This window comes from Swingsia samuiensis (genome assembly GCF_006542355.1).
Taxonomy (GTDB): Bacteria; Pseudomonadota; Alphaproteobacteria; order Acetobacterales; family Acetobacteraceae; genus Gluconobacter; species Gluconobacter samuiensis.
In genome coordinates this window covers 368893-391076 of the sequence record NZ_CP038141.1, presented here as the reverse complement: position 1 = coordinate 391076, position 22184 = coordinate 368893, and the positions used below count along the sequence as shown (strand labels likewise).

The following is a 22184-nucleotide window of genomic DNA, read 5'->3' as shown; positions in this document are numbered from 1 at the left end:
GTGATAATCAATATGTGATGACCTCTTGTCTCTTGGAGCGTTCGTTGCTTAATCTTAATGCATCCATGTGGTTCATGTTTCGTTAAGCAGATATGAAACACGGTTTTGAGGAGATAGAACGTGGTTGATACACTAAAAACAAAGGCAGAAGGTCTTCTTGATGAAGCAAAAGGCCGCGTTAAAGATGGCGTTGGCGGTCTTTCTGGTGATCTAGGAATGCAGGCTGATGGTAAATTTGACCAACTTTCTGGTATGGCTCAGCAGGAATTTGCTGATCTTTACGATGAAGGCGAAACAAAGCTCGAAGCTGCAACAGCTTTCGTTCAAGACCGTCCATTGATTTCTGTTGTCATTGCGACTGTTGTTGGCATTATCGTTGGTGGATTGCTGTTTGGTCGTAAAAGCAGCTAATTCTCTTATACGAGAAAAATGTGCTAGAAGCCTCTTGGGTTTATCCAGGAGGCTTTTTTAATGGAATGGTTCTATGAAAATAATGGGCAACAAATAGGACCTGTCTCTCGAGATGAGATTTTGCAGCTGATTGTTCAGCGGAGGATTGGGTTAGAAACGTTAGTATGGACGTCTTCTTTTGGAGATGAGTGGAAGCCTGTCGCAAAATCTGGATTAATATTGCCATTATCTGGGTTAACGCGCTTGCGTTCGGGGAAGATACCCGAATACTGGGCATGGATTATGTTGGTTGGCCCATGGGCAATTGATCGGTTAACATTTTATATTTTTCAGTGGCGGCATGTTGCTTCTGAGCAGGCTCAGCAAGCAGCATCTGTCATTTCATTTATTATATTTGTTCTTTATTTTTTAGCCTTAACAATGGATCGGAGCTTAATACGTCAAACCAATAAAAAACCGCCTAGTTTTTGGTGGTGGATATTTTCACCGGGTTATTTTTGGAAAAGGCTGAAAATTTTAAAAAAGGGACGGCTTATTTTTGCTGTCAGTGTCGTTTTGTACGGAGTTAATACGATAAAGGTTTTGCAGGAATGGCCGCAGATTCAGCAACAGATCCGCCAAATTCACAATCAAAACTCTGAGGGAGCGTCACATTCTTCTAATGAACCTCAATCAGACGATCATGCAGAGTTGTAACGAAGCGTTGAAGAGAGTCCTTTAAGACACATTTAAGTTATATTTTTGAATTTTTTTAAATTTAGGGCTTCCCAGCCGAGTCGCTATGATTCATAACCGATTCGGTAGAACTGGATTGCTGGAGAAACAGCCCTAATATGCCTGATTACGCCCTTGAAGCAGCCCATGGTGGTTTAGTCGTCGGTATTGACGAAGTGGGGCGTGGTCCTTTGGCAGGGCCTGTTGTAGCTGCAGCAGTGGCTTTTACCTCTCCTCCAGAAGGGGACATGCTTTTACTCTTGGATGATTCCAAAAAGCTTTCCTCTAAAAACGGATGATGGCCTATCAAGCACTGAAGGCTGCTCCCGATTATTACATAGGAATAGGAGCGGCTTCCGTTGAAGAGATTGAAGAGATCAATATTGGACAGGCTACGCATTTAGCCATGAAACGTGCTCTATTGAACCTTGGTCATATACCTGATCTGGCATTGATTGATGGGAAACACGCCCCCAAAAACATGCCATGCCCTATAAAAATGGTGATCGGAGGGGATCATATCAGCCTCTCCATCGCAGCAGCTTCTATCGTTGCTAAAGTTACCCGAGACCGTCTGATGGAGCGTTTAGCCCGGCGGTATGATGGATATGGATGGGAAAGAAACGCGGGGTATGGGACGGCTGCTCATTTGAGCGGCTTGAAGATGAGAGGGGTAACTCCTCATCACAGGCGCGGATTTGCGCCAATTCGTAGTATTATTGACGCAAAGGCAGATGCAGTATGAGTAGTGAGTTCCCCTTAGACCAAATACTTAGAGGCGAATGCATTGAAACAATGAGAATGCTGCCTTCTGGAAGCGTTGACTGTATTTTTGCTGATCCACCTTATAATTTGCAATTGCGTGGAGAGCTGCGCCGTCCAGATGAAACCATTGTTGATGGTGTTGATGACGAGTGGGATAAGTTTGATGATTATGCCACGTATGATCATTTCACACGGGAATGGCTAACAGAAGCACGCCGAATTTTGCATAAGGATGGCTCTATTTGGGTTATCGGCTCTTATCATAATGTGTTTCGGTTAGGGACATTATTACAAGATCTGGGTTTTTGGATTTTAAACGATATTATTTGGCGTAAATCCAACCCGATGCCGAATTTTAGAGGGCGTCGTTTTACGAATGCGCATGAGACATTAATTTGGGCAGCGAGAAGTTCTCAAAGTCGATATCGATTTAATTATCAGGCCATGAAGGCTCTGAATGATGATTTGCAAATGCGCTCGGACTGGTACTTGCCGTTATGCACGGGCAATGAGCGTTTAAAGAACGAGCATGGGTTAAAATTACACCCTACGCAGAAACCAGAAAGTTTGCTGCACCGTGTTTTAGTCGCATCAACGAATGCAAATGATATTGTGCTGGATCCTTTTTGTGGAACAGGAACTACGCCGGCTGTTGCCAAGCGGCTTGGACGACACTTTGTTGGAATCGAACGCCACCCTGATTACGTGGCTGCTGCCCGTGAGCGTGTGGCGCGTGAAGAATGCCTTTCGTCTGAACAGTTAGCCGTTACTCCTGCAAAAAGAGAGCAGCCTCGTATTCCGTTTGGGAGTTTTGTAGAGACAGGGCAGCTTCCAGCAGGCACAAAATTATATGATCGTCAGAAGCGATTACAAGCAACCGTAACGCCCGATGGCACTTTGGTCTCAGGTAATCAGCGTGGCTCAATCCATAAATTGGGAGCAATGTTGACGGGTGCGCCATCCTGCAATGGCTGGACGTTTTGGTATTTTGAACGTGAGAAGCAGTTTGTTCAAATTGACGTATTACGTCAGGAGAGTGTTGCGTTGCGCAATGTTGGATAAGGTGTAATTGCTTTGAAAAGATATAAAAAAGCCGGGAAAGAACGCCCGGCTTTTTTGTTTTTATCTTCCTGCGAAACCTAAGAATCCAGAGGCCGGATCAGAGTGTGATCCTTTCTGATCAAAGCGTGGTGCAACTGGGCGAGGAGCCATTTTCTTTGCTGTCGTCCCGCCAATAGAGAGATGGCCGTTCCCATCTTTCATAACAATACCATCGTCTGAAATATTAGATTCGATGTGCCCATCAGGGTTATAGGCGCGCATAGAGAGAAGCAGAAACATGATATCACGTCGATTTAAGTCAATCGCCATATCAAGTGGTGTTTGATCGATAACGTTGTGTGCGCCTGTATCTGCACCACGGTTCAATGCTTCTTTTGCAGCGTTGAGTGAGCCATTATTAATAGCATCAAAAAGGGCATTGGTTGGGTTTACGTCTGTACGTGCGTGCCCACCTCCATCATCGTCTGATGCTTCTGCCCCAGGAAGAGCAGAGGGAGGAGCAGCACGTTTTGCAGCCTTACGAGCTTCTTGCTTCTTGGCTGCATCTTCCGCTTCTTGCTCAGCTTCTGCGTCATCCGCATCTTGGGCATGTGCTGAATGCCAAGGCACCAAGATGGTTGGTGTTGTGCTAAGGGCTGCTATAAGCAAAAGGCGGGGGAAGTTCAGAGGCAGTCTCATGAATCCATTATAATGGGATTTTTTATTTCGCGCGAGTCCTGAACGTGTAATCTGATACAAATTATCTTCCCTCTCTCCACCAACCAACTCCTAAGAACATAAGGGAGAGTAGCATGGCAACCCATCCTGATAAAAGATTATGCGTTCGCGTTTCTCCTGCCACAGCAGCTTGTGAAACGGGAAGGCCGATCCAGCCATTGCCAGAAAGAGGTTGACCAGCCTGCACTTGGCGAAGGGCAGGCATTTTCTGGCCAATCCATGAGATACTGCCCTCAGAGTGTTGTGACAGAGGTCCCATAAGTGTGGCGGTAGCGCGTAGGTCTTGTCGTTCAAGAGGGTCTTGTTCTGATGGGCTGGCAAAAGCAACCAACCCATCTTGCCGAACCGTCCAAATACCGGATCCATGGATCGGCATTTTTCCATGCCAAAGGCCCTTTTTATCTTCGGCAAGATGCAATAATGATTTTTGGCCATTGGGAAGGATCACGACTGCTTCAGGAGTGACATTCCCTTTGCTGAGCATATGTCGCTCAACAATCAGCTGGTTATTACTGATTTGTGCTGTCAGGCGGTTTTCTTCGAGATCGGGTTCTTTCATGAGCCAATGAGAGAGACGACGTAAAAGTTCAGCCTGTGGTCCTCCGCCTCCTTCTCCACGAGCCCACAGCCAGAGTTGATCAGATAAGAGCATAGCGACACGTCCTTTATCGACGTGGTCGAGAAGCAGTAGCGGGGTATGATCGGGCCCGCTCATGATGTTTTCTCCGTGGAAATCATCCACTTTGGCCGCGCGGTACCATGGCCCCCAATTATGACTGTTGCCTAGTCCGGCTGTGACAGGATGAACCTCACCAAGTTCAGTTAACGCTGGGCGGAAAGATTGTGTGATAATGCCATTATTAGCAATATGAGCCGGCAAAACTTGAGCTAAGCTTGTGTTTTGTAACGAGCCATCCTGAGTAAATTCAGGGCCTGCTGTGATAAGTAGTCCTCCTCCATTGCGAACATAGTTTGCGATATTGGTAATATATTCTTCGGGCAAAATATTAGTGTTGCGAAAGCCATCTAAAATGATGAGGTCAAAGCTGCTAATCTTATTTTGAAAAAGTTCTTCAACGGGGAAGGGAATAAGAGCGAGATCAGACAGCGGGGTGTCATCATCCGCAGAAGGAGAACGTAAAATCGTAAAATGCACCAGATCAACAGAAGGATCGGCTTTTAAGAGGCGTCTCCAGACACGTTCGCTTTGATTGGGGATACCAGACACCAGCAAGACTTTTAGTCGATCACGTACCCCACGAATATGGAGAACATCACTGTTGTTTAAGTTTGAGACCTCACCATCCAGAGGAGAAACGGATAAGTTAATAAGCGTTTCTCCAGGTTTTTGAATGGGGATGGTAATATCTTGAGGCTGACCGACTGTAATGAGCCGAGTGGTCGGTGCTGCATCTCCCGTGCGAACAGAAAGAGTTGCTGTCTTTCCCTCTGGTGCACCAAGGTCATCCACCTGCACACGGATTGTCGCTTTCTGGCCGACAATCGCAAAAGGAGGAGTGTTGAGAATGCGTAAACGGCGGTCAGTTTCTTCCCCTTGGCCCGTAAGTAGAAGATGGAGCGGAAGAGGGGAGCCATTTTTGCGCTGAAATAAAGACGGAAGATGATGGGGAACATCATGATCCATCCCATCTGTGATAACAATGGCGCCAGCAAAATGACTACGCGGAATATCGGCTTGGGTGAGAGCATGGAACAAACGCGTTCCGTGGTTATCTCCGCCAGAAACATTAATGCGGTGAAGGGTGAGGCCGGGAAGTTGGGTTGCTTCTTTTGTGAGTTGTGCAGCAGCTTTATCGGCAAGTGTATTTCGATTTTTCTCCTGCATTGAAGGGGTTTGATCAACGATAAGCAAAGCGTCTTGTGGAACTGCTTTATAAACCGGATGAACAGAGCGCGGCCCAGCGATCCAGATTAACAGAACAAAAACAGCAAGAGCACGCCATATGAGGCCTTTTGCTCCTTTAATGGTGCCATAAAGGGTGGCTCCTATAATAATAGTCGCGACACTTCCTAGAAGCCAAAAAGGAAGAGCGGGGGCAAAGTCAAACATCATGGTGCATTTCCCTCCGCGCCTTGGGAAGATGGATCATTGGGACTATTCTGCCCTAAACGGTGGAGCATTTCTGGGTAGTGCGCCTGATCTGCCTTGTAATTTCCCGTTAAGGCATAGAGCACAACGTTCATTCCAAAACGATAGGCTAATGTGCGTTGATCTTCCCCTCCGGGAATAACGGCATAAGGGTGATTCCCAGACGTATCTGTTGCCCAAGCATGCGCCCAATCAGCATTTCCAATGATAACAGGGCTGACGTCATCATTAGCTTCATCGCCTTCACGGGCGATGTAAACAGGCTCTCCACTGATACGGCCTGAGAAGTTATTATGCAGCAGATAGAAAGTATGACTCAGAACGTTTTTGTCGTTTAACGTGGTTAATGGGGGAATGGTCAAACCATCTGTTACACGTTGTAAAGCAGTACGGATTGCGGTCATAGAACTTGGGTTGACTTCTGTTCCCGCTCCTTGCTCGTCAATGAGTAGAATACCTCCGTGCTCCATAAAGGCGTTGAGGGCTTTTATGCGAGCAGGATCAGGCTGTGCATCTGCTGTAATCGGCCAGTATAATAAAGGGTAGAAAGCTAGGTCATCTTTTCCCGGAATGACCCCGTCTGGATGGCCTAAGGAAGCAGAGCTGCGTGCGCTGGTATAGTTTGATAGTCCTTCAAGCCCTGCACGAGACGCTGCATCAATATCATCATGACCCGTGATAATATAAGCAAGGCGTGTTTCAAGTGCGGCTTGAGGAATCTGAGTGTCTAAGCTTGCTGAAGGTGCGTTGCTTTGTGCGTAAGCTTGATAAGGGAAGCCGCATATTAAGAGCATTATGGCAAAAGGTACGATGCCACGACGTTTAAGAGAAAGAGTAAGGTCCACGAGCAATAATATTAAACCAGCAAAGATGAGGGAAGGCCCTAAAGGACGTTCGGGCTGCGCTCCATCGGGAGAGATAGCTGTGCCGAGTAAAGGCTCTGTGTGTAAAGTTGGAATATGATCTGCAAGGTTAAGGGCATGAGTTGCACGCGCTGGGCCATAAAGCCCGACAGGATGAAACACATTGATGTCGGTTGTTTTAAAATCCTTTGCGTGTATCGACGTTGCGGCTGGTGACGGCGGAGTAAGCTCTCCGTCCACACTTAAAATCCGCCAAGGCATTAAAGAAGAAGGGGTTTTTCCATTAATACCAGCAGAGCGGTTGATGAGACGCTCCAACATATCTGGGAACAAGCCTGAGAGAGGCAGATTAGACCAATCGGGTGCAGAGGTAACATGGAATAAGACGATTTCCCCATTGCCTTCTGCCCGAGCTGTCACAAGGGGGGTGCCATCTTGGAGAGACGCCCAGACGTGCTGGCTTAAGTCATTGTCGGGTTTAGCTAAAACCTGACGGGAAATGTTGACTTCAGCTGGAATAGTCAGTTCTGCAAAAGGAGATGATGCAGGGAAAGAAGCCAGAGCTTGAGGCTTCCCCCAAGACATAGGCCCTCCTAATTGACGCATGCCATTCATTAAAGGAACAGGAATGAGCGGGTCGGATTGAGATGTGCCTCCAGTCTGATTTTGATTTTCCGATGGCGCGGCAAGGTCTGGTCCAGCAAAACGAATAAGCATGCCACCATGACGAACCCAAGCAAGGATTTTGCTTTTAGTTTGATCCCCTGAAAGAGCCCCATCCGTTGCGATGATGACAGAAAGAGGGGACGAAAGGAGAGTATTGGCGTCTCCTGTGCGTAGTTCAGCTTGCGTGTCTAATGCTTGTTTGAGGTAAAAAGCAGACCCTAAAAGAGGTGTTGTATCTCCGGGTGTTTGTAAAACTCCAACGGGTTTACGATGATTGGCATCCCCTAAGAGGAAGGTTGTGGCAGGTCCTTTCATCCCTTCCAGAGAGAAATGATCCAGCTGATTACGCGCTAATACAGGCAACGAAACAGAAAAGCTTTTCCCTATCTTAAGAGGAAAAGAGGCAAGAGTATTCCCTTCGGAAGTCATGGCGCGAAGGGAAAAAGAAGTGTCGGCACAAGGGGAAAGAGTTTCTGTTTTTGCGGTGAAAGCTCCATCTTTGTCAGGAGTAATATGCAGAACAAAAGGGCCGCATCCTTTCCATCGCATATCTTCTACAGAGGAGCTTTTCTTCAAAGCATTCTGGAGTTGTTCATCCGAAGAAGAAGCAACGCCATCAGACAAAATGATAATATCCTGAGAAGCAAGATTGTATTGTGTTACTACTTTAGTAACAGCGCTACGATCTACCGGCCATGGTTCAGGTTGGATATGAGAGAGATAGTTTGAAAAGGCGCGATCATCTTGAGTAGTAAAAGGCTCTGGCAAACTACCATCAGCTGTTCGAGCGGCAAGCAGAATTGTGACGGGATGGCCATGGCGTAAGGATGCTTGGCCAAGAACTTGCGCTGCAGCCACACGATCATTCCAATGCGGGATGGAAGCCCAGCCATTATCAATGATTAAAGTTAAAGAATGACGATGGGTATAAGCTTGTGTCGGTAGTAAAATAGGTCGGGCAAGCCCAAAGATAATGAGAGCAACGGCGAGTATACGTAGAAGCAATAACCATAAGGGAGCGTGCGTTGCATCCTCTCGGGTGAGTTTTAGTCGCTCTAAGAGTATTAAAGAGGGAAAAGTAGTCTCGCGAGGAGCCGGGGGCGTAGCGCGGATCAGCCACCATATAGCGGGTAGAGCAATGAGCCCCAACAGAACAAAGGGAGAAAGCAAAATCATTGGCCAGATCCCAATGTAGCGTAAAGAGCGAGCAAAGCAGGCAGGGGGTTATGAGATGTTTCGTGTAAAATCATCTGTGTATTAAATTGAGACGCATGGGTTTGGAGTATTTCCAAATGAGCATTCATGGCTTTTTCGTATTCTGCGGTAAGGGTTTCCATCGCAGGAAGCACTAAAGCCCCTCCTTCCAAACCAGAAAAACGGACACGTCCAGACTGATGTAAAGATCTTTCTTCTGGGTCAAGAACACACAAGAGATGAATCCTAGCCGGCAAATTGGAACTTTGTTTTAAGAAAGTATGGAGTTTATTGTCTTCCCATAGAAAATCACTGATTATGACGATATCTGAGCGAGGTGGTATTCTTGCAAGATCAGGAAAGTCTGCATCTGAAGAAGAGGGGTAGAGGAGTGCTTCCCCAATTTGTTCCAGATTATGCTTACCTGAAAATGTTCGGCCTGCTTCTGGCCCGTTTAAAAGACCGACGCGCTCATGGCCACGCAAAGCAGCTGCGGTGAGAGCCAAAGCACAGAGTTGAGCACGTTCTTTTTTGGGAGGAAAATTTTCTGAAGAGCGCCAGTTCATGGATGCGGATGGATCACACCAGATCAGAAGATTTTGGGTTGATTCTTGCTCTCTATCACGAACCCACAAAGCTCCTTCTTGCGCAGAGCGAGCTGATTGTTTCCAGTCAATCGCTGTGATGGGTTCATCTGAGCGGTAGGGACGGAACTGCCAGAAATCTTCTCCACTTCCAGAACGCCTGCGTCCATGCCGACCATCTTGTATATTTGCAGCCAGTCTTTCGGCCTGCAGCAGTAAGGTCGGCAGACCAATGCTTTCAGCCTCAGCCGCGATAGAATGTGGCACGGCAGTACTCTTGCGAGAGAAGAGATTACGAAACGTTCTAGAAGGGTTTTTCACAGTTTTTAATCTAAAGGATGGTTTGAGCCTGTTTGCGAATTAAAGCCTCACTTCTGAGGCCTGATGTCCGAGCCCCAAAGCCCAACCCAATGCGGTGAGCTAAAATGGGTTCCGCTAAAGCGATGACATCATCCAAACTTGGAGCAAGACGCCCTGTAAGAAGGGCGCGTGCCCGGGTAGCAATCATGAAGGCTTGTGCAGCACGTGGGCCAGGGCCATACGTAACAGCGTCGCGCACTTCTTGAGAAGCTGTTGGATCTTCTGGGCGTAAGGCGCGTGTAAGATCTAGAATGGCTGTCACAACTTGCTCTCCTATCGGAAGGCGCCGGACAAGCTGCTGAGCTTCTATGATTGTTTCTGGGCTCATGAGAACAGGAGGCTGGATAAGTGTAGCGCCTGTGGTTTGAAGCAACATTTGGCGTTCTGCATCTTTTGGAGGAAAATCCAATGGAATGCGCAGCATAAAACGGTCGAGCTGTGCTTCAGGAAGAGGATAAGTTCCTTCTTGCTCAATGGGGTTTTGTGTCGCGAGCACATGGAAAGGAGAGGGAAGAGCATAATTTTTCCCTCCCTGCGTAACATGATGCTCGGCCATTGCTTGGAGGAGAGCAGATTGAGTTCTTGGACTGGCGCGGTTAATTTCATCTGCAAGGACAAGCTGGCCAAAGATCGGGCCGGGAAGAAAACGAAAAGCGCGTCTTCCACTTTCATCCTGATCCAGAATTTCGGCTCCAGTAATATCGGATGGCATGAGGTCTGGTGTAAACTGAATCCGTGTAGAGGCGAGCCCCATAACATGGGATGTCGTATTGACCAGAAGGGTTTTTCCAAGCCCCGGTGCGCCAAGAAGGAGAGCGTGCCCTCCTGATAAAATAGTTACTAGAACATGATCAATGACATGCTCTTGCCCCAAAACGATGTTACCAATCGCACCTCGGACTTGTTGAAGAAGTGAGGTTAAACGATCAGCCGCAGCGACATCTGTGGCTTCGTTTTGAGTGTTATGGGAGATATCGGGGGAGTAATACTGTTCGCTCATATCAACAATCTGACAGAAGTGGGGCTTTTATCAAAGCTTGTTTGTACCCAATTGGGTAGGAGAAGAGAAATTTGTCATTAAAGCCGGAGGGAAAATTGAACATCCAAGACTGTAGGGAGATTACCCAACCAGATGTTTTCTCGACGGCAGAACGCGCCAATCCTGATGTGACATCAGTTTCTCAGTCTCCTCAGTTTCCTTTTTTGATCCGTAGGGATGGAACATGGCTTTATCGTGGCTCACCCATAAAGCGTAAAGCAATGCTTTGTTTTTTCTCATCCATGCTTACACGTGATTGTGATGGGGAATATTGGTTAAAAACACCAACGGAGTACGGAAAGATACAAGTAGAAGATGTTCCGTTCATCGCGGTGGAACTTTCATTCAAAGGAACTTGCGGCCGTAATCAAGCTCTATGTTTCCGTACAAATATGGATGAGATTATTTGCGTTGGCCCTCAGCACCCGATTGTATGTGATTGGGACAAACCCACTGAAGGGCATGGGGCTATCCCCTATGTCCATTTACGGAACGGGGATGGTAACTTCCCAATTTACGCACGAATAAGCCGATCTGTGCTTTTTGAGCTCGCGGCATTGGCTGTTTCTGGACACGTCAATGGTGTGCCTTGTCTGGGTGTATGGAGCCAAGATCGTTTCTTTCCCTTATCTAGGCAAACATGATTCTACAAAATACTCTTTTAAAAAATATCGAAAAATCAGAAGGGTTGGCTCGTTTATGGACGGTCTTGCCTACGGCTCGCCTCGTGGGAGGGTCCGTTCGGGACTTGTTGTGCGGCCGAAAAATTAATGATCTCGATTTAGCTACACCAGAACCACCGGAGCGTGTTCAGGAGCTTTTAGAGGCTGCTGGGATTACGAATATTCCAACCGGTATTTCCCATGGGACGATTACCGCAATCATTAATCGTGAGCCATATGAAATAACGACATTGCGGCGTGATGAAGAAACCGATGGTCGTCATGCTGTTGTTGCATGGACCTCGGACTGGAAAGAGGACGCGGCGCGAAGAGATTTTACCATCAATGCCATGTCTTTAGATCAGAACGGGGTTTTATATGATTATTTTCATGGCCAGGAAGATCTGGAAGCAGGGCATGTTCGCTTTGTCGGAACAGCAGAAAAGCGGATTGAGGAAGACGCTCTGCGTGCTTTACGGTTTTTTCGCTTTTATGCGCGCTATGGAGAAGGAGCACCCGATCGGGAGGCGTATCAGGCCATTCAGGATCATTTAAATTGGATGGATGGTCTTTCGGCAGAGCGTATTGCGTCTGAACTTTTAAAAATCCTCGCTGGGCCAAGAGTTATGGAAACATTACGGCCAATGGACAAGTGCGGTTTATTGCCGCATCTTTTAAAAAGGCCTGATCTTGTTTCGTTGGAGCGTTTGCTTAACTGTGATGCCCCTGTAGATTCTATTTTGCGACTGGCGGCGCTTTACCCTGATAATTTAGATGTGGGCGTGCAGTTAAAGTTGTCGAATGCTGATAAAAAACGCCTTACGATGATGCGCGGGGAGGACCCTGTGTTAGAGCTGAATATGTCTGATCATGAGATGAGACGTTTACGCTTTAAATTCGCTTTACAATCTATCTTAGATAAAAGTTGGTTAACGCAGGCGCAACGGCAGGGCCATCCAGATCAGCAATGGTCTGTTTTTCGTGAAGCTCTGTCTGGTCTGGAGCAACCTGTTTTTCCATTAAGTGGAAAAGATGCACAAGATGCTGGTATTCCTGCAGGGCGTTTCATCGGTATGTGGTTACAAAAAGGGCAGGAATGGTGGATGGCACAGGGGTGTGTTCCGAATAAAGACGAGTGTTTAACGTATTTAAAAAACCATCCTCTACAAAATTAATTTGTAAAAAAGGGGGATGGATCATTTCGTGCTGGGGGCAATGCCTGCTACACCCGTCTGTATGAAAAAAAAAATAGCCCTTGATATTGATAGTAAGGTTTTAGTGCGACGGATTTGGCACGAGGAAATGCGCAAGCATGTGAGCCAAATTCTTCTGGTTATTGCTCTTACAATAGTGATGGCAGGGCTAACAGCCTTATACCCAGTCGTGATTAAAAGGGCTGTTGATATGTTCTCAGCTCAAGATCCACGTATCTTATACCAAGTGCCAATTCTCGTTGTTATCGTCACGAGCTTAAAGGCTGCGTCCCAATATGGGCAAACGATTGCCGTTCAGAATTTGGTTTTGACGGTTATTCGTGGTTTGCAATCAAAAATGTTTCAGCATGCACTGCAAACGGATGTGTCTTGCATTGAGCGCGAGGCACCTGCTCAGTGGGCTGCTCGGTTTACAACGGATGCCATTTCCATACGTGAAGCCATGATTAGGGTCGTGAATGCGCTGGGCGATGTGGTGACGGTTGTAGGACTTGTTGCTGCTATGTTTTGGGCCGATTGGGAGCTAAGCCTGATTGCTCTTGTATTGTATCCTGTTGCCGCGGTCCCTATCCAGAAGTTGGGCAAAAAAGTTCGGCGTGCGTCAGGTGGTATGCAAGAGCAGATAGGAGAAACATCTGCGTTATTAAATGAGAGTTTTGCTCTTGCGCGCCAAGTTCGTATTTATCGGATGGAAGACCGCGAAAACCAACGCGTTGATCATTCTCTCAGCCTTTTACATGCTGCCTTTTTGCGGATTGCAAAGGGGAGAGCGCGTGTCGACCCTGTTCTTGAAGTGCTGGGGGGGACGGCTGTCGCGGCTGTTTTAGGATTTGCTGGATGGCGTGCGGCGATGGGCGGTGCGACATTGGGGGACTTCACCGCTTTTATCACAGCGCTATTAACTGCTGCACGGCCTATCCGTGCTTTAGGATCCTTAAATACAGCGATGCAAGAAGGTTTGGCAGGCTTAGCACGTGTGTTTGCTGTGATTGATGAGCCCCCGGCTGTTCTTGAACGTGATAAAGCCACAGAACTTCCTTCTGGAAAAGGCCACCTTGTTTTTGAGGATGTTGCATATCGGTATGAAGATGGCAGAGTAGGGCTTGCAAACTTAACTCTGGATGTTCAACCGGGACAAACGGTTGCATTAGTAGGGCCTAGCGGTGCAGGAAAATCAACAGCATTGTCTCTTATTCCACGCCTACATGACGTTAGTAATGGACGTATCTTGTTAGAAGGAATGGATATTCGAGATGCGCGATTATCTTCTTTAAGAGATGCGATTGCTTACGTCAGTCAGGATACGACGCTTTTTGATCTTTCTTTGATAGAGAATGTTTGGATTGGGCGGCCGGCAGCAAGCCGAGAGGAAGTTGAAGAGGCATGCCGCATGGCTGCGGTAGACTTTATTGATAATCTACCGAATGGATTAGAAACGAGAGTTGGTCCAGGTGGTCGGCGTCTATCTGGCGGGCAGAGACAACGTGTTGCCCTCGCACGAGCATTATTGCGAGATCCGCGTGTATTGCTTTTAGACGAAGCAACAAGTGCTCTTGATTCACAAAGTGAAGCAACTGTGCAGAAAGCTCTTACAACTTTAAGAGCAGGACGCACGACTATTATCGTTGCCCATCGCTTAGCGACAGTTCAAACAGCGGATATTATAGCTGTTATGGAAGAGGGGCGTATTGTTGAAATAGGCCCCCATGCAGAATTGATACGTAAAGATGGGCTTTATGCGCGTTTGGTACGGATCCAATCCTTAGAGGCTGCTTGATAAATATGTTCTAATTCTGGAAGGAGCTTTTCATAGAGCTCTCTTTTAAAACCAAGATTGCGTTGTAAAAGCTCCTGAGGGGGAACCCATTCCCACGCGCTAAATTCAGGGGGTGTGTGTAAGTCTAAACGAATATCATGATCATGACCGTCAAATCCGAAAACATACCATTTTTGGGTTTGACCTCGGTATTTCCCACCTAAAGCGCGACCAATCAATGCAGGGGGCAGATCATAAGAAACCCAGTCTTTTTTCTCACCAAGAAGAGTGGCTTGTTTACAGCCTGTCTCTTCATAGAGCTCTCTTTGAGCTGCTTTTAATGGATCTTCTTGTTCATCTATTCCACCTTGGGGGCATTGCCAAATCTCCCCGGGAAGATCTGCCCTTTGAGCGACAAAGAGTAAACCCTGAGGGTTGAAAAGAGCAATTCCGACATTGGGGCGGTAAGGAAGGCTTTGTGGATTATTCATAAATATCCTCAATAATTAGAGAGTATATATTACTTGATTTCTGCAAGAGTGGATGGTGGCACGAGAGTAAATTTTTTTGCTTCTGGGCTATTTAGCCAGATTTTGAGTTTTTCTAATGCTAATGGAGTTAGGGGGCTAATCATAAGCAGCTTATATGGGGTTGGGGTGGACAAAGAACTGAGCTGGGAAAAATCTTGATCAAGCGTTGCTGGGTCTGTGTCCCCGTCCATCCATTGTGAAACAGTCATTCCTTTAATGTGGCTGATTGTATTGGGTGAACTACTCAAATAGAGAAGCTTATGTTCTTCTATTATTTTTGCGATAGGTAAAAAATCAGGTGTGGTTGCATACCCGCCGCGAGATTGCTCATCTTTTGTACCGTAAGCATCCGTTAGGCCAGATGCGCCCCGTGCTTGGGATAAGCACCAAGCTAACTCATGCAGATCATCTTTCGGGGTGTTGCCATACCCAAGCATATGCGGCTGTTTGTTGTCGTATTCTGGAGAAGAATTTTGAAGAGGCAGCGTGATATATATTTCCCTATTCGCTGCTTGTGCTTGAGCGATAACATCGTGAATATTATCGATATAAGGTGAAACGTTTACCGCAACAGGAGTAGGCACTTCTGAGAGAACGTCTTGGCTTAATGCTTCAGAAAAACCAAAGCCTTCCAACACGATTGCAAGAGGGGTTTTGTTGGATTTTTGAATTTCAGCGAGCGTAGGAGAAGAAGGAGGCTTTATTATCTCTTTATGTGGAATTTGAGACAGAAGAGAAGGTTGATGTTTAATCGTCGTAATTAAATTATTGCGATGTGTGGGTATATGGGGGCTTGTGGCGAATAAGAGGCTTAAGCCCACAAGAGCACAGGCCCAGAATATTAGAAGGGCTCGCCCTGGAAAAGGAAGGTGCTCCCAGACCATACAAGCAGGTTTAAAAACAAGTTTTTTCACCATGGTCTGGGAAGCCTTTGATGTTCGTTTAATGAGTGTGCGGAACAGGGTTTTTGCTATTTGTAGATGTTTTTTTGACTTCTGTTGCTTGAGTTGTTGCAGCTGGAGGGTTGGAGATGCCTGCCATTGCATTCACAACTTTCATAGCTTGTTGAAGCTGGAAGTCTGTTGATGGTTTGGTTGGGTCAAACTTAGGCCAATCCGCCGGAGGTGCTTTTGGAATACTTTGAGCGATAGGAGGTAGATCAGTACGAGGCTTTTCTACTGTACGGTTTCCGCCAATATTGGTTAGGATATGAGAAAGATCAGCTTCACGGAAGCCAAATGTATCGTCATCCTTTGTTTCTGATACGGGGATATCAGGTGTAATGCCTAAACCCTGAATAGAACGGCCAGATGGTGTATAGTAACGTGCTGTTGTTAAGCGAACGGCTCCTTGGTCTCCAATAGGAATAAGTGTTTGAACAGATCCTTTCCCAAAGGTTTTTTCTCCAAGGATTATAGCCCGGTGATGATCTTTCAATGCGCCAGAAACAATTTCACTTGCAGAGGCTGACCCACCATTTGTTAAGACGACGATAGGGAGGCCGTTGGTGATATCTGTTCCGCGTGCATCCCATCGTTGGTTATTTTCTGGGTGACGTCCTCGGATAGAAACAATTTCTCCGTCTTTTATAAAGTCATCAGAGATAGAAATTGCTTGGTCAAGTTTACCACCGGGATTGGAGCGTAAATCAAGAATAAGGCCTGTGAGTTTATGCGCTGGACTATGAGCCGCTTCTGCTTTGAGCTTTTCAAAAGCTGTACGCATTGTGCTTTCCAGATCGTCATCAAATTCTGTCAGACGAATATAAGCCGTACTACCATAAAGAGCAGATTTGACGATTTGAACATGAATAATTTCACGTTTCATGTCGAAAGTAAGTGTTTTACCTGTCTTCGGGCGAATAACTGTGAGGCTGATTTTTGTTCCTGGGTCTCCACGCATTTTCTTGACGGCTTGGTCAAGGGACAGACCATCAATACTTTTGTGATCAACCATTGTGATGAAATCACCAGGTTGAATGCCTGCGCGTGCTGCTGGTGTGCCATCGATAGGGGATACAACACGAACGTGCCCAGACTCACCCTGAACCTGAAGGCCTAACCCACCAAATTTCCCAGAAATTTCGGTTTGCATGTCCTTAAATTGTTCGGCTGTCATATAGGATGAATGTGGATCAAGGTTTCCGACCATACCATCCAGAGCGTTATTAATAAGCTCTTTATCAGAAACTGGGTGGACATATTCTGCTTTTACAACGTCCATCACTGTACCCAGTAAGGTCAGAAGACGAACGGTTTCGGCGCTGTTATCGTGAGAGACATCACGAGCGAGAGCTTCACTGGGGAAGCTAGGAAGAGACCCAACGAGACGCAAAGCGCCCGGTCCAACAGCTAATCCAGCAAGAAAGGCAGTGCCTAGCAATAAGCCAGTACGGAACTTCATGTGATCTCCATCCTTGGGAACGGGGCATATGCAAAATATCAGCGTCTCACATTTTGTGATTAAGCACAAAACAGGTTGCTGAAAGGTTAATCAAATTCTTCTACTATGTCCTATAGCATCAGAAAATAGCTTCACAAAAAGGGAGCTGGGCTAACTATTTTTGTGCCATGTCGTAATTGTACAAAAAGCAGTCCGTCTGTTGCAGGCATAGAGCCAAGAGAGGCGGCTTTCTTAACGTTTTGGCCTATAGAAACATTTAAACTCCCTAATCCGGATAAAACAAAACGATAGTTTTGACCGCAGTCGAGAATCAACATTTCCCCAAATGAACGAAAGGGGCCAGAGAAGACGATTCGTCCGCTACATGGCGCTTGCACGAGCATTGCAGAGGATGTGGCGTATGTGATGCCGGTGGATGGGCCCGCTTCTGTGTTCTCCCCCCATCGAACTGCGATTCTACCTGCAACAGGGGCATGACCATTTCCTGAAGAAACACCATTACCGGCAGAGAGTGCTTGTGCTTGTGCCTGCGCTTTATGGGCTTGTTCCATCTGGTGGCGTTTGGCGAGGGTGCGTGCTTCAGCCTCTAATGCAGCTTTCGCTTGAGCTTCTTGCCGTGCGAGTGCATCAATTTCATTTGAAAGATCAGCGGATGCTTTCATAGCGAGGGCTACGGAGTGTTGCGCTTGCAGTGCTGTTTGGCGAGCCTTATTTTCTGTTTGAGTAGCAATCTGAGCTTTCGCAGTAATGACGTCGCGTTTATGTGACTGGGTTTTTAAAAGCGTATCCAGCTCTTTTTGGCGAGCATCAAGCGAATTCCCAATGGATTGTAATTCAGTTTCATTATCTTGAAGTTGATTAATTTTCTGTCGGGTTAGACGTGAAAATCCGGCGAGAACAGAAAGTGCTGTCACATTATTTTTAATGTTTCCAGGCGTTGCTAATAAAGCAGCATTCGGGGCGATGGAAAGCCGAACAGCGATGGGTAAAAGAGGCTGAATTGCTGCATTTTGTTGAGTAATATTTTTTTCAACAAGCGTTTTTTTATAGAGAAGGGAATGAATTTCGTTTGATAGATGAGCAATATGAGCGCGGGTGGAAATGACGGCATTTTCAGCTGAATTGGATTGATGGGTCAGCACATTCTGGCGGATTTTATCTTTTTGTGCTTCGCGTTGGGCGGCTTGTGCAGCCGCTTGTTGTAAAAGAAGATCTCGTGCTGCTTGAGCCTGTTTTGCTTGTAATGCTTTTCGTGCTGCTTGTGCTTGCGCCAGTGCCTTTTGACCTTCACTGAGTGAAGACCCTGATTGTGAATGGCGGTGATGGTGTTTGTGAGATGACTGAGCCAATGCATGTATAGGCGTTAATAGCGAAAGTATCACATATACGGGCAAGGAGAAGGTGGTCTTCAAGGTCAGAAAACGCCTATCAAAGCAGGTGTTGAGAGGAACGGGGGCTCAAATCAAGTCTCATAAAAGATGTAATCTCAAAACAGGGAATGTCTTTTCAGGTTTTATTGTAAATTCAATTTATTAAAAAAAAGAACAATTTTATAGGATGAACTAGGGTGAAAGACGTCATACTGACCTGACAAAATTGCTCAGAGTTCCCATGTAGTGAGGAGCAGAAAAGATGAAAGTGTGGAGGATACATCATGTCTGGCGGGTGTGGTGCTCATTTAACGCCTGAACAAAAGCAGATTTTACTTGAGCATGGGACAGAAAGACCGGGATCAAGCCCTCTTAATGATGAAAAGCGTGCAGGAATATATGCCTGTGCGGCATGCGGGCGGGATTTATTTTCGTCGGAAACCAAATATGAAAGCGGAAGTGGCTGGCCCTCTTTTTTTGATATTTTAGATCACTCTGTTGAAACAACGGAAGATTCTCGGTTTGGGATGGTTCGTACAGAAGTGCATTGCGCCCAATGTCATGGGCATTTAGGCCATGTTTTTCCTGATGGGCCGCCGCCAACAGGTTTGCGGTATTGCATGAATGGTTTGGCTCTGAATTTTAAACCGGCCAAAGAGGGTTAAAAATATTATGACACAGACGATTTCGCCGATTGTGCTGGATCATCCTTTAGTAAGACATAAACTGACCTATTTGCGAGATCGGAATACCTCAACAGCAGATTTTCGTCGTCTGACACGAGAGCTGAGTCTTTTGCTTGCATATGAGGCAACGCGTACGTTGTCTTTGGTTCCTTATAAGATTGAAACACCCAGTGGTGCATATCAGGGGGAGCAACTTGATGGCAAAAAGTTGTGTTTTGTTTCTATCCTAAGGGCGGGCAATGGTCTGTTGGATGGGATGCTGGATCTTATCCCTTCTGCGCGCGTCGGGCATATTGGGCTACGACGAGACCATGAGACGTTAGAGGTGAGTGAATACTACTTTAATATGCCAAGAGATGTCCCAGGGCGAACATGCATTGTTTTGGACCCTATGTTAGCGACAGGTCACTCTGCTTCCGCAGCAATAACAAGAATAAAGGAGGCGGGGGCACATAAGCCTATATTTGCATGTTTATTATCGGTCCCAGAGGGGATAGCATATTTACAGAAACATCATCCTGATGTTCAGATTGTAACATGTAGCATTGATCAAAAATTGGATGCTCATGGCTATATCGTCCCAGGTTTGGGCGACGCAGGCGATCGTTTATTTGGTACTCGATAAAGGAAGAAGCTATGTCAGCTTATATTATATTTAGGCAGAATGAAGTAACAGATCCGGTTGAGTTTAAACATTATACTGATAACGTTGCTCAAACTTTACAGGGCACGTCTGCAAAGGTTCTTTCCCTATATGGAAAGCACGAGAATTTGGAAGGGAAAGAAACGGAAGGTGTTGTCGTTCTTGAATTTCCAACAATGGATGATGCACGGGCATGGTACCATGGTTCTGCCTATCAGAACGTCGTAAAACACCGTTGGAAGGCTGCTTCTTTTGATGTTGTTCTTGTCGAGGGGGTATGAGCGTTTACGCTCAATCCCTTCGAACGATATAATGACGGGCCAAGTCTGTTTCAATTTTTTTGGCATGTTGTGTGTCACGCGCTTCGATCATGACAACAAGTTCTGCGGTTTGAACAGAAGGAGCCGCAAATAGGCGGTGGTGGTAGACTTCAATAATATTTCCACCGTAATGACCAATGCGAGTGGAAATATCTGCAAGTGTTCCAGGACGGTCTGGAATTTGAAAGATAAGACGTAAGATACGTCCATCTCTGAGTAATGATCGTAAAATCGTATTGGCTAGAATACGAGCATTAATGTTGCCGCCTGAAATGGGCAGGGCGACTTTCTTTCCTTTAAAAAGCTCAGGGTATGCAAGAACCGCGGCTAGGCCTGTGGCGCCTGCTCCTTCACAGACTTGCTTTGCTTTCTCCGCCAAGGTGGTAATGGCACTTTCAACTTGAAGTTCATTAACGACGAGAACTTTAGAAAGATGATCTTTAAATGCTGTAAAGCAGTGAGAACCAACTCTCGGAACTGCAATCCCTTCCGCAATGGTCGAGCCACCTAAGGTTGGGGTGTCATTTTTGTTCGGAAAATTGGCTAAAGACGCATAAGATTCAATCTGAACACCAATGATTTCAATATCGGGTCGAAGTTCAGAGAGAACCGTCGCAAAACCACTTAATAAACCGCCGCCTCCGATGGGGATAACGATCGTGTCAATATCTGGAGCATCTTCAAGCAGTTCTAACGCAGCTGTTCCTTGGCCTGCAATGACCGCAGGGTCATCAAAAGGGTGAACTAGGATACGACCTTCTTCGGCCTGAATCTCAGAGGCGCGTGCAGCCGCTGAAGCAAAATCTTCTCCAGCTAAAACAACGGTGGCTCCCCACGCTTCAGTTGCGGCAACTTTCGTAGCCGGAGTAAAGCTTGGCATAACAATTTTTGCATTAATGCCAAGTAAGCTCGCTTGCCGGGCAACACCTTGCGCGTGATTTCCCGCTGAAACGGTAATGACGCCTCTTGCACGTTCTTCTGCTGTAAGAAGGGCAATTTTGTTTGCTGCCCCACGCTCCTTGAAGGATCCAATTGCTTGAAGGTTTTCAAGTTTCAGAACAATATCTGCTCCAGCTATGCGGGAAAGAGCAGAGCTGGCTATCGTGGGTGTTCGTACTACGGATGAAGAAATACGTGCATGTGCCGTTTTGATTTCTTCCAGAGTAACGACCGGTGTCGAGTGGGGCAGCTTAGCAGACATTAGCGATAAGTGACTTTAAGAATTTCGTAAGATCGATCTCCACCTGGAGCAGGAACAGAGACCGTATCTCCTACATTTTTTCCAATAAGAGCTTTCGCTAATGGGGAAGAAATGGAAATCAGGCCAAGCTTGATATCCGCTTCATGGACCCCAACAATTTGATACGTGTTTTCTTTTTCAGTTTCTTCGTCAACGAGCTCAACATGAGCGCCAAACTTAACGCTTGTGCCTGAAAGTGTTGAAGGGTCAATAACTTCAGCGCTTGAAATGATGCTTTCAAGTTCAAGAACGCGGCCTTCAATGAAAGACTGACGATCACGAGCAGCATGGTATTCAGCATTTTCAGACAAGTCCCCGTGAGCACGAGCTTCTGCTATTGCACGAATAACAGCGGGACGATCTTCGCTCTTGAGGCGGCGTAATTCGTCTTCAAGACGCTGTTGCCCCTTGGCGGTCATGGGGATCTTCTGCACTTTGAAATCCTCGAAAAAGCATAATAAAATCTGATAATCAGTGTAGTCAATATACGGTTTTTGTAAAAATTCTGCAAGGTTTAGACGAATTTTTATTGTAATTCAGCAAATACAAAAGTGATTTAATCGAGTAAGGTTTCATTTACAGAATGATGGTAAGACTCTCAAGGCTGAAGATTAAAGTATAGTCGTAAGGGGTAAGTATCTGGTGCCAATCAAGGTTATGCTAGATGCAGTTCTGAAAGAAAAAGGACTGTCTTTGACAGAGCTTTCCGATCAGGTTGGTTTAACTCTGTCTAATCTTTCCATATTGAAGACTGGAAAAGCTAAAGCAATCCGGTTTTCAACATTAGAGGCTTTATGCCGTGTTTTAAACTGCCAACCGGGAGATATACTTTATTTTTCTGATGAATAATTGTTTATTCTCTACCGATTGATTTG

The 22184-nt window shown here is 46.2% G+C and carries 21 protein-coding genes and 1 pseudogene; 11 read left to right on the top strand and 11 right to left on the bottom strand.

From position 1 onward, the window contains the following. Nucleotides 1–120 precede the first annotated feature (120 nt). The 4 genes and pseudogenes from E3D00_RS01845 (at nt 121) to E3D00_RS01830 (ending at nt 2952) form a co-directional block, all read left to right on the top strand. Nucleotides 121–411 (top strand): CsbD family protein, encoded by a 291-nt coding sequence (locus tag E3D00_RS01845; protein ID WP_141459428.1) that lies wholly within the window; start codon nt 121–123, stop codon nt 409–411. A 60-nt stretch (nt 412–471) separates the two neighbouring features. Then, a complete protein-coding gene (locus E3D00_RS01840; protein WP_141459426.1) occupies nt 472–1107 on the top strand; it encodes a DUF4339 domain-containing protein in 636 nt (211 codons plus the stop codon). Nucleotides 1108–1244: 137 nt separating this feature from the next. Then, a pseudogene (locus E3D00_RS01835) lies at nt 1245–1870 on the top strand (ribonuclease HII). Next, the gene (locus E3D00_RS01830) at nt 1867–2952 is read left to right on the top strand and encodes a site-specific DNA-methyltransferase (protein ID WP_141459424.1); all 1086 of its coding nucleotides are present in this window, start codon (nt 1867–1869) and stop codon (nt 2950–2952) included. The pseudogene E3D00_RS01835 and the gene E3D00_RS01830 overlap by 4 nt, the downstream one beginning before the upstream one ends. 60 nt (nt 2953–3012) lie before the next feature. Here the strand turns inward: E3D00_RS01830 and E3D00_RS01825 are convergent, their stop codons facing one another. The 5 genes from E3D00_RS01825 to E3D00_RS01805 form a co-directional block, all read right to left on the bottom strand. Continuing rightward, nucleotides 3013–3630, bottom strand: a complete 618-nt coding sequence (locus E3D00_RS01825; RefSeq protein WP_141459423.1) for an ankyrin repeat domain-containing protein — start codon at nt 3628–3630, stop codon at nt 3013–3015. A 61-nt stretch (nt 3631–3691) separates the two neighbouring features. Further along, complete coding sequence (locus tag E3D00_RS01820) at nt 3692–5743, bottom strand: VWA domain-containing protein (RefSeq protein ID WP_141459421.1); 2052 nt, start codon at nt 5741–5743, stop codon at nt 3692–3694. Continuing rightward, the gene (locus E3D00_RS01815; RefSeq protein ID WP_141459420.1) at nt 5740–8484 is read right to left on the bottom strand and encodes a DUF4159 domain-containing protein; all 2745 of its coding nucleotides are present in this window, start codon (nt 8482–8484) and stop codon (nt 5740–5742) included. Before E3D00_RS01815 ends, E3D00_RS01820 begins: the two co-directional genes overlap by 4 nt. Then, nucleotides 8481–9353: a DUF58 domain-containing protein gene (locus E3D00_RS01810; RefSeq protein ID WP_246091463.1), complete on the bottom strand. Its 873-nt coding sequence runs from the start codon at nt 9351–9353 to the stop codon at nt 8481–8483. The genes E3D00_RS01815 and E3D00_RS01810 overlap by 4 nt, the downstream gene beginning before the upstream one ends. Nucleotides 9354–9417: 64 nt before the next feature. Continuing rightward, nucleotides 9418–10446 (bottom strand): AAA family ATPase, encoded by a 1029-nt coding sequence (locus E3D00_RS01805; RefSeq protein ID WP_141459416.1) that lies wholly within the window; start codon nt 10444–10446, stop codon nt 9418–9420. Between the two features lie 167 nt (nt 10447–10613). On the opposite strand from E3D00_RS01805, the gene E3D00_RS01800 reads away from it, so the two are divergent. From E3D00_RS01800 to E3D00_RS01790, 3 genes are all read left to right on the top strand, one after another. Beyond that, nucleotides 10614–11129: a DUF1285 domain-containing protein gene (locus E3D00_RS01800; protein ID WP_246091505.1), complete on the top strand. Its 516-nt coding sequence runs from the start codon at nt 10614–10616 to the stop codon at nt 11127–11129. Next, a complete protein-coding gene (locus tag E3D00_RS01795) occupies nt 11126–12322 on the top strand; it encodes a CCA tRNA nucleotidyltransferase (protein ID WP_141459414.1) in 1197 nt (398 codons plus the stop codon). The genes E3D00_RS01800 and E3D00_RS01795 overlap by 4 nt, the downstream gene beginning before the upstream one ends. Before the next feature lie 61 nt (nt 12323–12383). Beyond that, entirely contained in the window at nt 12384–14138 is a 1755-nt protein-coding gene (locus E3D00_RS01790) for an ABC transporter ATP-binding protein (protein ID WP_141462325.1), read from the top strand. Here the strand turns inward: E3D00_RS01790 and E3D00_RS01785 are convergent. The 4 genes from E3D00_RS01785 to E3D00_RS01770 all read right to left on the bottom strand — a co-directional run bounded on the left by E3D00_RS01785 (nt 14096) and on the right by E3D00_RS01770 (nt 18432). After that, complete coding sequence (locus tag E3D00_RS01785; RefSeq protein WP_141459412.1) at nt 14096–14608, bottom strand: RNA pyrophosphohydrolase; 513 nt, start codon at nt 14606–14608, stop codon at nt 14096–14098. The genes E3D00_RS01790 and E3D00_RS01785 overlap by 43 nt on opposite strands. 29 nt (nt 14609–14637) lie before the next feature. After that, the gene (locus tag E3D00_RS01780; protein ID WP_181441979.1) at nt 14638–15564 is read right to left on the bottom strand and encodes a divergent polysaccharide deacetylase family protein; all 927 of its coding nucleotides are present in this window, start codon (nt 15562–15564) and stop codon (nt 14638–14640) included. A gap of 25 nt (nt 15565–15589) precedes the next feature. Continuing rightward, complete coding sequence (locus tag E3D00_RS01775) at nt 15590–17050, bottom strand: S41 family peptidase (protein ID WP_141459408.1); 1461 nt, start codon at nt 17048–17050, stop codon at nt 15590–15592. Nucleotides 17051–17181: 131 nt separating this feature from the next. After that, the gene (locus E3D00_RS01770; RefSeq protein ID WP_246091462.1) at nt 17182–18432 is read right to left on the bottom strand and encodes a murein hydrolase activator EnvC family protein; all 1251 of its coding nucleotides are present in this window, start codon (nt 18430–18432) and stop codon (nt 17182–17184) included. 272 nt (nt 18433–18704) lie between these two features. Between E3D00_RS01770 and msrB the strand changes: the two genes are divergently transcribed. The 3 genes from msrB to E3D00_RS01755 are packed head-to-tail and all read left to right on the top strand — an operon-like array spanning nt 18705 to nt 20030. After that, complete coding sequence (gene msrB, locus E3D00_RS01765) at nt 18705–19085, top strand: peptide-methionine (R)-S-oxide reductase MsrB (protein WP_141459404.1); 381 nt, start codon at nt 18705–18707, stop codon at nt 19083–19085. A gap of 7 nt (nt 19086–19092) precedes the next feature. Further along, entirely contained in the window at nt 19093–19731 is a 639-nt protein-coding gene (upp, locus tag E3D00_RS01760; protein WP_141459402.1) for a uracil phosphoribosyltransferase, read from the top strand. A gap of 11 nt (nt 19732–19742) precedes the next feature. Further along, nucleotides 19743–20030 (top strand): DUF1330 domain-containing protein, encoded by a 288-nt coding sequence (locus E3D00_RS01755; protein WP_141459400.1) that lies wholly within the window; start codon nt 19743–19745, stop codon nt 20028–20030. Between the two features lie 10 nt (nt 20031–20040). On the opposite strand, the gene E3D00_RS01750 is transcribed toward E3D00_RS01755, so the two are convergent. Both E3D00_RS01750 and greA read right to left on the bottom strand, forming a co-directional pair. Continuing rightward, a complete protein-coding gene (locus tag E3D00_RS01750; protein ID WP_141459398.1) occupies nt 20041–21270 on the bottom strand; it encodes a threonine ammonia-lyase in 1230 nt (409 codons plus the stop codon). Beyond that, on the bottom strand, nt 21270–21743 hold the full coding sequence (gene greA, locus E3D00_RS01745; protein WP_141459396.1) for a transcription elongation factor GreA: 474 nt from the start codon (nt 21741–21743) through the stop codon (nt 21270–21272). Before greA ends, E3D00_RS01750 begins: the two co-directional genes overlap by 1 nt. Before the next feature lie 208 nt (nt 21744–21951). Here greA and E3D00_RS01740 point away from each other — a divergent pair, with 208 nt between their 5' ends. Beyond that, on the top strand, nt 21952–22158 hold the full coding sequence (locus tag E3D00_RS01740; RefSeq protein ID WP_141459394.1) for a helix-turn-helix domain-containing protein: 207 nt from the start codon (nt 21952–21954) through the stop codon (nt 22156–22158). Nucleotides 22159–22184 lie beyond the last annotated feature (26 nt).

Bases quoted from the DNA above. Each gene is read 5' to 3' on its own strand.
- E3D00_RS01750 (WP_141459398.1), bottom strand. From the start codon at position 21,270: ATGTCTGCTAAGCTGCCCCACTCGACACCGGTCGTTACTCTGGAAGAA.
- E3D00_RS01785 (WP_141459412.1), bottom strand. From the start codon at position 14,608: ATGAATAATCCACAAAGCCTTCCTTACCGCCCCAATGTCGGAATTGCT.
- E3D00_RS01790 (WP_141462325.1), top strand. From the start codon at position 12,384: ATGAAAAAAAAAATAGCCCTTGATATTGATAGTAAGGTTTTAGTGCGA.
- E3D00_RS01775 (WP_141459408.1), bottom strand. From the start codon at position 17,050: ATGAAGTTCCGTACTGGCTTATTGCTAGGCACTGCCTTTCTTGCTGGA.
- E3D00_RS01840 (WP_141459426.1), top strand. From the start codon at position 472: ATGGAATGGTTCTATGAAAATAATGGGCAACAAATAGGACCTGTCTCT.
- msrB (WP_141459404.1), top strand. From the start codon at position 18,705: ATGTCTGGCGGGTGTGGTGCTCATTTAACGCCTGAACAAAAGCAGATT.
- E3D00_RS01820 (WP_141459421.1), bottom strand. From the start codon at position 5,743: ATGATGTTTGACTTTGCCCCCGCTCTTCCTTTTTGGCTTCTAGGAAGT.
- E3D00_RS01815 (WP_141459420.1), bottom strand. From the start codon at position 8,484: ATGATTTTGCTTTCTCCCTTTGTTCTGTTGGGGCTCATTGCTCTACCC.
- E3D00_RS01780 (WP_181441979.1), bottom strand. From the start codon at position 15,564: ATGGTGAAAAAACTTGTTTTTAAACCTGCTTGTATGGTCTGGGAGCAC.
- E3D00_RS01825 (WP_141459423.1), bottom strand. From the start codon at position 3,630: ATGAGACTGCCTCTGAACTTCCCCCGCCTTTTGCTTATAGCAGCCCTT.
- E3D00_RS01755 (WP_141459400.1), top strand. From the start codon at position 19,743: ATGTCAGCTTATATTATATTTAGGCAGAATGAAGTAACAGATCCGGTT.
- E3D00_RS01795 (WP_141459414.1), top strand. From the start codon at position 11,126: ATGATTCTACAAAATACTCTTTTAAAAAATATCGAAAAATCAGAAGGG.
- E3D00_RS01805 (WP_141459416.1), bottom strand. From the start codon at position 10,446: ATGAGCGAACAGTATTACTCCCCCGATATCTCCCATAACACTCAAAAC.
- upp (WP_141459402.1), top strand. From the start codon at position 19,093: ATGACACAGACGATTTCGCCGATTGTGCTGGATCATCCTTTAGTAAGA.
- E3D00_RS01830 (WP_141459424.1), top strand. From the start codon at position 1,867: ATGAGTAGTGAGTTCCCCTTAGACCAAATACTTAGAGGCGAATGCATT.